The following is a 13,401-nucleotide window of genomic DNA, read 5'->3' as shown; positions in this document are numbered from 1 at the left end:
CTCCAACTCAGGTAGCAATCAACGTATTTATAACAGTGGTGAAAATAAACGTGCCGCAGATTCCATTAATCGAACGATCATTTTTTTCTGCTTAAAGGAATGGATATCTATCAATTTGGTCGAGATCAGATCTCGTTCAAAATCCTTCACAACTTTGGCTACACTATCACTTTGAACAAGCAGTGCGTTTACTTCAAAGTTTAAGTGGAAGCTACGCATGTCCATATTCGCTGTGCCAACTGTAGCAACCTCCCCATCTACAATAAGCAGCTTGGAATGCAGAAACCCCTTCTCGTACTCGTATATCTTAACTCCTGACTCTAACATTGCAGGGAAGTAGGAATGTGACGCCAGAAAAGGTAACCATTTGTCAGGCTTGGCTGGGAATAAAATACGGACATCTAATCCAGCTAGCCCTGCTACTTGTAATGCTGTGAGGATGTCTTCATCCGGGATGAAATATGGCGTTGCAATCCACACTGATTTCTTGGCTGTTGTAATCATCGAGAAGAATATATTCTTGAGTGTCCGGCTCTCATTATCCGGCCCACTCGGGATAATTTGTACCGCCCCACTGCAGCCTTGTTCGAGCTCTGGGGATAGGTACTCAATGTCCATAATCTTTTCACCAGTTACATACTGCCAATCCTGTAGGAAAATGATTTGCAACGATCTAACGGCCTCACCTTTCACCACCATATGCGTATCGCGCCAGAAACCGTAGGTCTTACTACGGCTCAAGTATTCATCCCCTACATTCAAACCACCAATAAATCCCGTATTGCCATCGATCACGACAATCTTACGGTGATTCCGATAATTCACACGGCTGGATAGAGCCAGAAAGCGCACCTGTCCAAAGATACCAACCATAACACCTGCATCCTCTAGTTCTTTAATAAACGATTTAGGCATACCTATGCTACCTACAGCATCGTACATAAATCGCACCTTCACACCTGCACGAGCCTTCTGAATTAAGGTCTTCTGTATTTCTCGACCAATGTCATCCGCACGGTATATGTAATATTCCATATGAATATGATGCTCCGCCATTTTCAATTCTCTCAAGAGCGAAGAGAACGTCTCCTCACCATTCGTTAGGACTCTTGTTCTTGTCGCCATGGAGAACGGTGTACGAGCCGTTCGCTGTGACATTTGCAGTAGTCTTTGCTGACCTGGAGTGAAATTCGATAAATCCCGTGGAAGCTTGCTTCCCATATGGTCAATCATTTCATAGCTCTTACGATCTTCCTCCGCCTTCTTATCAAATTTCCGGCGTTTGAAATAATTTTGACCCAGTAGAAAATAAAATAGAAGTCCAACCACCGGCAACAAAGCAAGTACTAAAATCCAAGCTACGGTGCTTGATGGATTACGATTCTCCATAAAAATAGCGAACCCGATCGTTACTACCGTCAGAGTCTGAAATATACTAATCAGAGTCCCGCCAAAGTGTCCGAAGACGCCGAATCCAAAATAATAAAAGGCAAATAAAATTGCCGCGATTAATAATAATTGTAATCCACGTCTCATACTTATGCTCCTCTTCACTGAGTTGATTCGTAATTGATTATATCTTACATGAATGGCAGGTTTCTTCCTAGCCAAATTATATTCCACATTACAGATTTGCTAACCATCTTAAATTTGTAATATAATCTTCCTGACTAATCGGTCATATTGAGAACTCCTAAGTCAGAAAGGGCGATGAATATCTATTGTCATCTAAGTCAGGGGATAAGAAAAATCTGATATTAAGAACGGCGATGCAGCTATTTGCTGTAAAGGGAGCATCCGCTACATCCATGCAGGAAATCGCCGAAAGCTGTGGGATGTCCAAGGGAAGTCTCTACCTGCAATTTAAGTCGAAAGAGGAATTGGAGAGCAGTGTATTTGATTACTGTTTCGAGCTTCTTCAAGATCATCTTCTTCAGGTGGAACGACAACTTGAATTGAGTCCGAGAGAAAAATTATGTAATCAATTTGAAGTGTTGCTGAATTTGGTTGTTGAACTTCGTGAATTTTTGATGATGCAGATTAAAGATTGGATTACAAATGGTGACCCTAATCGTAAGCATGATTACATAATGAAGCATAATGCTCAGTTACTGCGCTTCAGTAGGGAAAAGCTTATCAGTGTATACAGCTCAGATATATCACCCTATATAGCGGATATCCTTATGCTTGCGCACGGGATGATTACTTCTTACGCCCATTTGTTATTTAATCCTCAGATTTCTATCGAAACGTCTCGGTTAGCGCACCATCTTGTGGATGTCATCGATGTTGTTGCTGCTAGGTTTCTACAGGATTGCCCGAAGCCGCTCATATCAGAGGAGACTTTATCTGGTTTGGGTCAGGAACAGCCTTGCAATGTGCAACCTAAACGCCATCCACTACAGGTACTCAAAGAACTGAAGACCTTATCTGAAAGTCTGATTGTCGATCCATTGGAGAAGAAGCAGGCTATCGAATCACTAGAAATTCTAGAAGACGAAATTATAGCGCTTCGTCCACGCCAAGTCATCATTAATGGCATGCTGGGCAATTTAAGTGCATTCTCCTCCTTAGAAGATTATCTTCTAGAATTAAGAGTTTTATTACAACCCTATTTAAACACACATTAGTTGTGAAAGTTTATCTAATCATCTATTGAAACACAAAAACTAGAGAGTATAAAGAGAGGAGCAGAAATCAACGTATGAAAAACCTGATTCAATTTTCACTTCGCAACAAATTTGCGATCTGGCTTCTGACTATTATCGTCACCGCTGTAGGACTATACAGTGGCTTGACCATGAAACAGGAGACCATCCCGAATATCAATGTCCCTTTTCTTAGTGTAACAGCTATTTATCCCGGTGCAGCACCAGAAGGTGTCGTTCAAGACATCACCAAACCATTAGAGCAGAAGCTGCGTAATGTTGACGGTGTGAAAACATTGACCTCAACCTCAATGGAGAATGCTGCATCATTTTTTGTGGAATTTGATTATGACACCAATCTAGATAATGCTACTGCAGCCCTACGCGAAGCGTTAAATGATGTGAAGCTTCCCGACGGTGCACAGAAACCACAAATTACTAGATTCAGCATGAATTCGATGCCGATCATTTCCCTTAGCTTATCAGATAACAAATCCAGCGATCTGGAGAATTTGACTAGAACCGTTGAGACAGATATCAAACCGCTTCTAGAAGATCAGGAGGGGGTTGCCTCCGTTCAAGTCTCTGGTCAATTTGCTAAGGAAGTTACCTTAAAGTTCGATCAAGCTAAAATGAAGGAGCTTGGCCTTAGCGAAGATACTGTCAAAGGAATCGTACAGGCATCTGCGCTCCGTGTACCACTCGGTCTGTTTGAGATGGAAGAATCTCAGAAAGCGATTGTCGTTGATGGAAACATAACAACTGTTGAAGACTTGCAGAACCTTGCCATTCCAGTTATTCCTAGTTCAACTCAAGGTGCTACCCCAGGAAACGCTGGTAATACAGGCACTTCTGTATCCACAGGAGCACCTGAAGCGCCCACAGGAATGGCGATGGGAATTCCTACGGTAAAGCTTAGCGACATTGCTAAAATCGAAGTTATCGGTCAAGCTGAATCGATCTCCCGTACGAACGGTAAAGAATCGATTGGTATCCAGATTGTAAAATCTAATGATGCCAATACAGTCGACGTCGTTAACCTTGTTAAGGACAAAGTCGAGGAGCTACGACAACAATATCCAAATATTGATTTGACGGTCCTCATGGACCAAGGTAAGCCGATAACGGATTCCGTCAATACCATGTTGTCCAAAGCCGTATTTGGTGCACTATTCGCTGTACTTATTATCATGATCTTCCTACGTAATTTACGTTCAACTATTATCTCGATCATTTCCATCCCATTATCTTTGCTAATCGCCGTTCTCGCACTTAAACAGATGGATATTACGCTTAATATGATGAGCCTTGGGGCAATGACCGTAGCCATAGGTCGGGTTGTCGACGATTCCATTGTCGTCATCGAGAACATCTACCGCCGAATGTCTCTTACTGGTGAGAAGCTAAAGGGAAGTCAGCTAATAGTAGAAGCTACTCGTGAAATGTTCCTTCCGATTATGGCTTCAACGATCGTCACAATTGCCGTGTTTGTACCCCTTGCTTTCGTTAGTGGTATGGTCGGCGAATTATTCAAACCTTTCGCATTGACGATGGTATTCGCACTACTTGCTTCCCTACTGGTGGCTATTACTTTAGTCCCTGCATTAGCACATACATTATTCCGCAACGGACTGAATAAGAAACATGATCACGATAAGAAACCAAAGGGTCTTGCTCGCGTATATCAACGAGCACTTAACTGGTCTCTCTCTCATAAACTGATTACTTTTGGCTCCGCTGTCGTTCTGTTAGTCGGAAGCTTGTTCCTATATCCTCTCGTTGGTGTTAGCTTCCTGCCTGATCAAAGTGACAAGTACGTTATGCTTACGTATTCTCCTGCACCCGGGGATCGCTTAGAAGACGTAGAACAAAATATGCTTAAGGCAGAAAAATATATTTTGGATCAACCTGATGTCGAGAAAATGCAATATTCCGTTGGAGGAAGCAGCCCGATGGGGATAGGTTCTTCTAACTCAGCACTCTTCTATATTTCTTATAACGAAGACACAAAGAAATTTAACACAGTCAAAGAAGAACTCGTTAACGGTTTGAAAGCGCAAGTAGACAAGGGAACTTGGGGCGACATGTCCGAATTGATGTCAGGAGGATTAGGTGGCAGTTCGCTCAGCGTAAACGTGTTCGGCGACAGCCTGGAGGATATCAAACCTGTATCCGAGCAAATCCTCAAATGGATTGAAGCTGATACTGACAAATTCGAGAAAGGCTCCACCAGTCTCGCTGAAGCCTATGGTCAATATACACTAGTTGCAGATCAACAGAAATTAAGCTCACTTGGTTTGACTGCTGGACAGCTCGCTATGAAGCTAAGTCCATTACATGAACGTCCCGTTCTAACAGAAGTATCCGTCGACGGGAAAGATCACAAGGTATATATTGAAACGGACTCCAACACTTATTCAAGTATTTCAGAGATCGAGAATGAAACCATAACGTCTCCTCTAGGCATACAAGTACCAATTAAAGAAGTTGCGAAGGTTGAGAAAGGTAGCTCTCCAGATTCAATCATGCGCATTAACGGTAAAATGGTCGTAGAAGTAAGTGCAAAAATCACATCCAACGATGTGAATAGCGCTTCTAGCAGTCTGCAAGACAAGATCGACAAAATGGATAAACCTGATGGAGTAACGGTTAAATTCGGTGGTGTCACCGAGCAAATTAACGATACTTTCGGGCAGTTAGGTCTTGCCATGGCAGCAGCCATAGCGGTTGTCTACTTTGTTCTTGTTGTCACTTTTGGTGGAGGCTTGGCACCATTCGCCATCCTATTCTCATTACCGTTCATTGTTATCGGTACAATGATAGCATTACTAATTGCTGGCGAAACATTAAATGTATCTGCACTCATGGGTGTTCTCATGCTCATAGGGATTGTCGTCACCAATGCCATCGTGCTGATCGACCGCGTTATTCACAAGGAGCGCGAAGGATTATCTACGCGCGAAGCCTTGCTGGAGGCAGGCGCAACACGTCTTCGCCCAATTCTCATGACGGCGCTCGCCACTATTGGCGCACTATTACCGCTTGTCATGGGACTAGAGAACAGCGCCGGAATCATTTCACGTGGACTGGGTATTACCGTTATCGGTGGGCTCATAAGTTCAACCCTGTTAACACTCGTCATTGTTCCGGTAGTTTACGAATTCTTGATGAAATTAAGCCGCCGCGGAAAAACTTCGCAAAAGGCAAATTAATAAGAAAACCTAAAAAAGGGACTATCCATGGGATAGTCCCTTTTGCATCGCTAACTCAAACAGTTATCACTTCACTACAAAACCATCTAGCTCTTGCTCTAGTCTTGTTCAAATCACTACAGCAAAACTCTCCCGCCAAGCTTGAAGTTGCTTCAAATCCTGAGCCAAAAACTCCTTAATCAACAGTGCCAACCCTGTATACAATGGACTAGTTGTATTAGCCGCTAAATCGTCAGAAAATTGAGGTGTCCATTTCAGTAGATGAGATTCAAGGAACACGATCTGAGTATCCACCAGCTCAAGACAGCTTTGAGGTAAATTCCCCTTATTTAGCATTCCTTCTGCCAACACCGCCATAAACTCCAACTCTAGCGCAATATGGTCATCGCGTTCACCGTTCAGTTTATTAAAAACTACACCGCTCTGCGCATAAATCGTTCCGATCTCCGAGATACAAGCAAATGCGTCTGCACCTTCTGTTCTTGCTCGGTAGACCGCTTCACACGAGGCTAGCTTCGCATTATGTCCCATAAAAAGACGTTCAAATTCTTCCGCTTCTGCATAACACACCTTACGGAAATCCTCTTCAGCAATACTCGCTAAATAGGACTTCAATAATCTACCGCCTTCGCTTATTGGAATAGCATCTCTCAGCTCAACCACGCCGCGCCATTGTGCAATCAAAGACATACGTGGCGGACGGCCTAAAAAGTCCATCAGCAATTGGTATACCCATCCTCTTAAATCCAACCAACGAACTTGCTCAGTAGCTGTCTCAACAGGATTATTGATCAACATGGTCATCTTCGTCATCTCCCTGATTATTTATATCTAGTATGGTGAAGCAGTAGAACTTAGAATTGCTGCTGTATTACAAAAAAAAGATGATCCCCCTCATGTCGGAAATCATCTAATCCATATACCCGACACATGATTAAGGGGAACCATATATCGCTAATTACATTGTATCTCAAAATGAAAGCGCTTTATGTGATATATTTGACAAATTAACTAACTATTTGTACCCAAGCACCCACATTGTAATATAAGATTTTAACCAATTAAGAGCATGGTTTGATTAGATTCGGGGCTATAAGCCAAGCTTTTTGCAGAATTGTTGCTAAATTTGAAAAAAGATCGTTTGTATCCCCTTTCATCTCTGTGTTACATTTGGAACAGAATTACTTCATGATGACATGGACACGGTCGGAAAGGAATGGAGCGTTTGCAGAATAATACGAAGAAGTCTTCCTCTTCTTTACTGCCTTTAGGGCTACTAAACTTTTTCATTTACGGCACGATGGTCATATTCGCAGCATTCTTCCAATTATATTTACAGGATATCGGTTTGGACAAGCTAGAGATTGGTAGCCTAATGGCGATTGGACCCATCGTCTCTTTACTAGCCCATCCGTTCTGGAGATATTGGAGTGACCGAGAAGGAAATTTAAGAAATACTTTATTAATTATCATGATCGGTCTATTAATTACGATTCAGTTTGTTTTCAAGGTAAATACATTCCATATGCTGTACTTCAGCATGATTTTACTTTATTTTTTCCAAAGCCCCTTGCTCTCGCAAACCAACAGTCTCATTCTTGGGTATGTTGAAGGAGCTGAACAGAAATTTAAAATGTACCGTTTATGGGGTTCCTTAGGTTGGACCTTTGTAGCTTTGGCCGCTGGACCTATCATTGACTCCGTAGGACACTATGGAATCTCTCTCCTTTTTAGTGTCATGCTGATCATTGCAATTGGTTCTACGCTGCTCCTACCGAGCATCAAACATACAACGAGTACCCCTTGGTTAAAAACCACGGATATTCGGCGGACCCTACATAACCGGTACTTCATAGCTTTCATCATTTTTGGAATGTTCGTTTCCATCCCCAATGCAATCAATTCCACTTTTATGCCGCTATTTATTAGCGATCTGGGTGGTTCCCGATTACATGTTGGTGGTGCTATCTTCTTGTCCACTCTATTCGAAGCCGGTGCGTTTACGCTATTACATCGTTTCCTTAAGCAGAAGATCACCTACCTCATGGGCTGTATTACCCTGGTAAGTCTACTGTTCGCTTTCCGATGGTCTCTGATGTCTGTGGCTACCACACCAATGCAGATTATCTTAATTCAAGTATTGCATTCCGTTACATTTGGTGGTTTCTTCTATGTGGGGACACGGTTAACCGCATTATTCCTGCCCAGACCGATCCGCTCTTCAGGACAAGCTGTCTTCGCATTTGCCCTCAGTGGATTAGCAGGAGTCTTTGCCGGATTTATTGGGGGTTGGATATTCCAGAACTTCGGCGCTGTTATCATGTACAAAACAGGAATGATATTAACGCTATGTGGTGTAGGAGGATTTGGTGCGATGTGGTACCGAATTTATAAGAATGGTTATTCGCCTAACATTACGCATAAAGAACCATAATCGACGAAACATTAGCCCAGGCTCTTGAAAGGAGACTGGGCTTTTTTGTTGCGATGAATAAATTATTTATTTACCTGCGTTTTCCGATATTGCTTATTCGCTTTTAATGCAAAGATCAAATATAAAACAATAAGAACAGGGAAGAAGGCCCATAAATATCCTCTTATAATGACAAATGGTGTTTCAAAGAGAAATGATCTCCAAAAATGAACTCCAACTTTATCCCATAAACCAGGTGTATAATACAATAATTTCGGATTCAGCAGAGCTTTGCCATCGATCGTATTCGTTGAAACTAGTGCCACAAAAATAGGAATGAAGCAAGTGGCTAACGCGAGCCACATTTGCGATAATCTTTGATATCGACCGGCCTTGGAGTCAGCATCCGAGAAAATATCTTCACTTCCGTTCTCATTTATTTTTCTGAAATATTGAGCTCCCGAATTTTTTGTTCCTGCAATATGCTCCCAACCACTATCTTCAAAAAGAGTACAGTAATCCACAAAGTCTTCCTGTTTTTTAAATGTACGGTAATCGATTTTAATCGTCGTATTGTCAGGATTTGCGGATTGAAATCGATACAAGCTGGAACTCGATTTCTTTACTAGTTGATAACCTTGCTTGGCCATCTCATTAAGCCATTGTTCCTCTTTCTCGAAATTAATGAAACATTTATACTTCTTCACGGTTCTTCCCCTCCAATCCTCATCCCAAAATATCTTTCGTAACCTCAATCATGTGATTCATTCTGGCAACGTCGAGCCGTAGTATTTCTTTGCCTTTCTCTGTAATGACATAAACTTTGCGCCGGGAATCTTCACTTCGGATAGGCTGTATTAATTTTTGCTTCACTAGGTTTTCAATTGCTCCATAAAGCGTACCTGCCGCCATTCTTACCTGCCCGGCGCTTAGTTCCTCCACCTTTTGCATAATCAAATATCCGTGAGCTGGCTCCATTAAAGCTAAAAGAATATAATAAACGGTTTCTGTCAGTGGTAAATTTTTATCTCTGGTCATGCCCAACCTCCTTATGTACTCAGTCTCGCTTTATAAAGTTGTACTGTATAGTTATACTATATACAGTTTGACTGTATATAGCAACAAAAAAATTATCCCTTAACTCTTCAAATCGAAGGAGTAAGGGATAACCTCGTTTAATCTATTTATTTTGCCAATTGGAATGAACTCTTCAGCGAGACAATCAAGTTGAATACGGGATGCCCTGGGGTCGAATATTTGGAATCAACATTGAAGTAGCCATGCCGGAAAAATTGGAACTTATCCTGTGGCTCCACGTCCTTCATTCCCGGTTCAACAAACCCTTGCACAATTTTCAAGGAATCAGGGTTGATCAAATCCATGAACGTCTTCTCTTCGAGATTATCTTCTTCCGTTTCCTCCAGAATGATCGGTTCATACAACCGGAACTCAGCAGGCACGGCTTGACTTGCCTCAACCCAGTGGATGGTTCCTTTCACCTTACGGCCTGTAAATCCACTGCCACTCTTCGTTTCAGGATCGTAAGTACAATGGATCTCAGTCACATTACCTTCCGCATCCTTAATAACATCATTACATTTGATGAAATAAGCATTCTTTAGACGAACCTCGTTACCAGGGAACAACCGGAAATATTTATTCGGTGGATTCTCCATGAAATCTTCACGCTCAATATAAATTTCGCGAGAGAATGGAATTTGCCGATTCCCCATCTCTGGGTTCTCAGTATTATTCTCCGCTTCAAGCAACTCGGTTTGTCCTTCCGGATAGTTGGTGATGACCACTTTGAGCGGGTCGAGTACCGCCATCGTGCGTGGAGCTTTCAATTTGAGATCCTCGCGAATGAAATGCTCCAGCATCTTCAGATCGATGGAACCGTAGGCTTTGGAAATACCCGTTTCAAAGATAAAGGCTTTGATCGCCTCTGGCGTGTATCCACGACGGCGAAGGCCTGAGATCGTTGGCATCCGAGGATCATCCCAGCCATCCACGACACGTTCGTCAACAAGCTTTTTCAGCTTTCGCTTACTCGTAACCGTTTGTAGTAGGTTTAATCTGCCGAACTCATATTGATGCGGTACACTCGGCATCTCTGTTTCAGCGATTACCCAGTCATAAAATGGACGTTGGTCCTCAAACTCAGTGGAGCAGAGCGAGTGAGTCACGCCCTCAATGGCATCCTCCAGCGGATGCGCAAAGGTATACATGGGGTAAATGCACCATTTGTCACCGGTATTATGATGCGTCGAATGGAGTATCCGGTAGATAACTGGATCACGAAGATTAATATTCGGAGAAGCCATATCGATCTTAGCACGAAGCACTTTCTCGCCATCTTCGAACTCTCCAGCACGCATCCGAGCAAACAAATCTAAATTCTCTTCAATCGTCCGATCGCGATATGGGCTGTTCTGTCCTGGTTCTGTCAATGTCCCACGCGTCTCACGAATTTGATCCGCACTTAGGTCATCTACAAAAGCTTTGCCCTTCTTAATTAAAATGACAGCACGCTCATACATTTCCTCGAAATAATCTGAGGCAAAACGCAACTCTTCCCAATCAAATCCCAGCCATTTCACATCTTCTTTGATGGAATTAACGTATTCTATATCTTCCTTTGCTGGGTTCGTATCGTCAAAACGCAGATTCGTCTTACCACCAAACTCATCAGCCAGCGAAAAATTAATCCAGATCGCTTTGGCATGTCCGATATGCAGGTAGCCGTTAGGTTCTGGTGGAAAACGTGTAACCACAGTCTGAACTTTGCCGCTTTCTAAATCTTCAGTAATAATATTTTTAATAAAGTTAGGAGGTGTAGTGTTATGCTCCATGGGTATCAACCTTTCCATTCATTGAATATCTGCTATGTTTCCCGATTTTTCTTCTTATAAATATACCGATATCTTCACAATAGTTCAATGCCCGTTAATCGTTGGTACAAGTATACGTTAAAAAGTCAGGTTTTCAGCACCGAGAAGGTTGGATGAAGCTAGGGACTGAGGAGCGGAGCGTAGGCAAAACCTACGTGAGCACCGGAAGGCCCAGCTGAGTTCAAGATTCGATGTCGAATCTACTTCCTGTTATACTTCGTGACCAAAAGATGACTTTTTAACAACCACATCAAGTAATCGGACACCACATGAGGATATCGTCGATATACTGACCATCCAAATAAAACTCCCTTACAAGTCGACCTTGCTCCTGAAATCCACAGCTTTTATAAAAAACAACTGCTCCAGGATTTGTAGCTAATACACGAAGGGATAGTTTACATATCCCCTGTTCAGCAGCCATTATTTTGACGGCTTCCATCAATTTGCGACCTATGCCTTGCCTCTGATAAGAGGGATGAATGGCAATATTGAGGTCATATACATGACTGTTACTTGGTAACGGTGTCGGAGGGTCAAACCCCAAATATCCGCATATATCGTCGCCAATCCCAGCTACAAGTTGGCTCCCTGGTGGGCATTTCTGCAAATAATGCTCCCTAGAATTCCAGACAATCTGCGCAGGAGTAGAATGCTTGTCCCAACAGAGTGCGTCAAGCTCCATGAGCGCAGCCGCATCGCGGATTTCTGATAATCTAATCCACACTTGGTCTGACATGATGCTCGCCACCATCCTTCCTATCGATCCATCTTTACTGCCCTCCATTATACACCTGATTGACCCTGTCATACATCAGATCGTACGGAAAGCGGTATATCTCCAACATGATTACTGCCCCGATTTACGAATGAGTGGACAATGAATGATCCCACTGAAAGTACCGCGATAAAGACAGCTAAACCTGCTACAGGAACCAGTCCATTCCAGTCAAATAACATTCCCATTGTATAGGGACCAACCACTCTACCTGCCGATCCTATGCCACCAACCACTCCCAGATAGAAGGGGGCTGATTTCCCGGTCCGCTCCGCTATGAAGGAAGGTATCGCCGGGGAGATGAGCATTTCTCCAAATGTAATGAGAACCATCGCGAATATAAAACTTGGATATGTATGAAAACAAAGAATCGTAATATAACCTAAAAGATAAAATATGGCACTAGCCGTCATTTGCGATTCTGCGGAGCCTGTAAAGGTACGTTTCAACCATAGAATGAACGGTTGCCCAACGAAAATGAGCACCCCATTTAACGTCCACAATATACTATAATTCCACTCCGGCATACCCTTCAGAATCGTAAAGGGAGATACTCCATTATTCCATACACTATTACCTAGCCAGATGCAGAAAGATCCTAGACCCATAAACAAATATATTTTATATTGACCAAGTAGTTTCCACGCCTTTATATCCTCTGATGAATTTTTACGTTTTTCCAAATTCAGCTCACCCTGATTCTGCTGAATCTTATTCAAATAAACCAAGAAGAACAGCGCAAACACTGCTGAGATCGAGCCATTTATAATAAAGCTGAGGTTATACGAAATACTGGCCAGAAACCCGCTGACCGCAGTCCCGATTGCCACACCAATATTGTTAGCCACGTATACCACATTAAATAATTCTTCCCGACGTTCTACGAAACGGAATCCAATAAAAGCCTGAATTGCAGGCATCGACAATGAGTTGAAAAAACCAACCAATCCCATAAAAAACATAAATACATACCAATGTCCGCTGACGTAAGGTAGAGTGAGTAGAGATACAGCGCTCATACCTAACGCACCAACAATCAGCCTCTTCACTCCTACGCGATGATAGAGTGCCCCTCCAAGCAATTGCCCGAAAATACCACCCAGCGACATTACCAGGATTACAAGTCCGGCATCCGTCACTGTTCGGCCCAACTCTTTGAATACAAACATCGTGATTAAAGGCCACATCAAAGAGCCCCCGGCTGAATTCACTAGACTCGCAACCAGAAATACTTTGACTTCACGTGGATAGGATTGTAGCCATTTCATATTTATCTCTCTCCCCCCGTTAGATGCAACGGATAGCACTTTATAATGTCAAAAAAGGGGCCTATGTAAGGCCCCCATAACGTGTATATAACCGTAATTGCTGAATATACATGCTGCCCAGATTATGATAGTATCCCTTAAAAAAGAAGTCTAGGCAAGTACTTTTAGCACCGCTTTACATCAACAAAAGT

Annotated in this window: 10 protein-coding genes; 3 read left to right on the top strand and 7 right to left on the bottom strand. The window is 42.6% G+C overall.

Annotation, left to right across the window (positions count from 1 at the left end):
• Nucleotides 1-27: 27 nt before the first annotated feature.
• Entirely contained in the window at nt 28-1,536 is a 1,509-nt protein-coding gene (gene cls / locus IEW05_RS18575) for a cardiolipin synthase (RefSeq protein ID WP_188541332.1), read from the bottom strand.
• A gap of 185 nt (nt 1,537-1,721) precedes the next feature.
• Between cls and IEW05_RS18570 the strand changes: the two genes are divergently transcribed.
• Both IEW05_RS18570 and IEW05_RS18565 read left to right on the top strand, forming a co-directional pair.
• The gene (locus IEW05_RS18570) at nt 1,722-2,630 is read left to right on the top strand and encodes a TetR/AcrR family transcriptional regulator (protein ID WP_188541331.1); all 909 of its coding nucleotides are present in this window, start codon (nt 1,722-1,724) and stop codon (nt 2,628-2,630) included.
• A gap of 74 nt (nt 2,631-2,704) precedes the next feature.
• Nucleotides 2,705-5,860 (top strand): efflux RND transporter permease subunit, encoded by a 3,156-nt coding sequence (locus tag IEW05_RS18565; protein WP_188541330.1) that lies wholly within the window; start codon nt 2,705-2,707, stop codon nt 5,858-5,860.
• Between the two features lie 108 nt (nt 5,861-5,968).
• Here IEW05_RS18565 and IEW05_RS18560 read toward each other — a convergent pair whose 3' ends face one another.
• Nucleotides 5,969-6,664: a TorD/DmsD family molecular chaperone gene (locus IEW05_RS18560; RefSeq protein ID WP_188541329.1), complete on the bottom strand. Its 696-nt coding sequence runs from the start codon at nt 6,662-6,664 to the stop codon at nt 5,969-5,971.
• 412 nt (nt 6,665-7,076) lie between these two features.
• Here IEW05_RS18560 and IEW05_RS18555 point away from each other — a divergent pair, with 412 nt between their 5' ends.
• Complete coding sequence (locus tag IEW05_RS18555; RefSeq protein WP_188541328.1) at nt 7,077-8,294, top strand: MFS transporter; 1,218 nt, start codon at nt 7,077-7,079, stop codon at nt 8,292-8,294.
• 62 nt (nt 8,295-8,356) lie between these two features.
• Here IEW05_RS18555 and IEW05_RS18550 read toward each other — a convergent pair whose 3' ends face one another.
• The 5 genes from IEW05_RS18550 to IEW05_RS18530 form a co-directional block, all read right to left on the bottom strand.
• Nucleotides 8,357-8,980 (bottom strand): DUF2812 domain-containing protein, encoded by a 624-nt coding sequence (locus IEW05_RS18550; protein ID WP_188541327.1) that lies wholly within the window; start codon nt 8,978-8,980, stop codon nt 8,357-8,359.
• A 19-nt stretch (nt 8,981-8,999) separates the two neighbouring features.
• Nucleotides 9,000-9,311, bottom strand: a complete 312-nt coding sequence (locus tag IEW05_RS18545) for a PadR family transcriptional regulator (RefSeq protein ID WP_188541326.1) — start codon at nt 9,309-9,311, stop codon at nt 9,000-9,002.
• A 146-nt stretch (nt 9,312-9,457) separates the two neighbouring features.
• Nucleotides 9,458-11,125: a glutamine--tRNA ligase/YqeY domain fusion protein gene (locus IEW05_RS18540; RefSeq protein WP_188541325.1), complete on the bottom strand. Its 1,668-nt coding sequence runs from the start codon at nt 11,123-11,125 to the stop codon at nt 9,458-9,460.
• 289 nt (nt 11,126-11,414) lie between these two features.
• Nucleotides 11,415-11,903, bottom strand: coding sequence for a GNAT family N-acetyltransferase (locus IEW05_RS18535; protein WP_229753516.1), 489 nt, complete (start codon nt 11,901-11,903; stop codon nt 11,415-11,417).
• 68 nt (nt 11,904-11,971) lie between these two features.
• Nucleotides 11,972-13,210 carry an MFS transporter gene (locus IEW05_RS18530; RefSeq protein ID WP_188541324.1) on the bottom strand — a complete coding sequence of 413 codons (1,239 nt, stop codon included), beginning with the start codon at nt 13,208-13,210 and terminating at the stop codon, nt 11,972-11,974.
• Nucleotides 13,211-13,401 lie beyond the last annotated feature (191 nt).

Origin of the sequence: Paenibacillus segetis (genome assembly GCF_014639155.1) — a bacterium.
Lineage (GTDB): Bacteria > Bacillota > Bacilli > Paenibacillales > Paenibacillaceae > Fontibacillus > Fontibacillus segetis.
The sequence above is the reverse complement of the archived record's forward strand: the minus strand, read 5'-3'. Positions and strand labels throughout refer to the sequence as shown.

Excerpts from the sequence above, each read along its gene's own strand:
- cls (WP_188541332.1), bottom strand. The coding sequence starts at position 1,536 with ATGAGACGTGGATTACAATTATTATTAATCGCGGCAATTTTATTTGCC.
- IEW05_RS18565 (WP_188541330.1), top strand. The coding sequence starts at position 2,705 with ATGAAAAACCTGATTCAATTTTCACTTCGCAACAAATTTGCGATCTGG.
- IEW05_RS18560 (WP_188541329.1), bottom strand. The coding sequence starts at position 6,664 with ATGACCATGTTGATCAATAATCCTGTTGAGACAGCTACTGAGCAAGTT.
- IEW05_RS18555 (WP_188541328.1), top strand. The coding sequence starts at position 7,077 with ATGGAGCGTTTGCAGAATAATACGAAGAAGTCTTCCTCTTCTTTACTG.
- IEW05_RS18545 (WP_188541326.1), bottom strand. The coding sequence starts at position 9,311 with ATGACCAGAGATAAAAATTTACCACTGACAGAAACCGTTTATTATATT.
- IEW05_RS18540 (WP_188541325.1), bottom strand. The coding sequence starts at position 11,125 with ATGGAGCATAACACTACACCTCCTAACTTTATTAAAAATATTATTACT.
- IEW05_RS18535 (WP_229753516.1), bottom strand. The coding sequence starts at position 11,903 with ATGTCAGACCAAGTGTGGATTAGATTATCAGAAATCCGCGATGCGGCT.
- IEW05_RS18530 (WP_188541324.1), bottom strand. The coding sequence starts at position 13,210 with ATGAAATGGCTACAATCCTATCCACGTGAAGTCAAAGTATTTCTGGTT.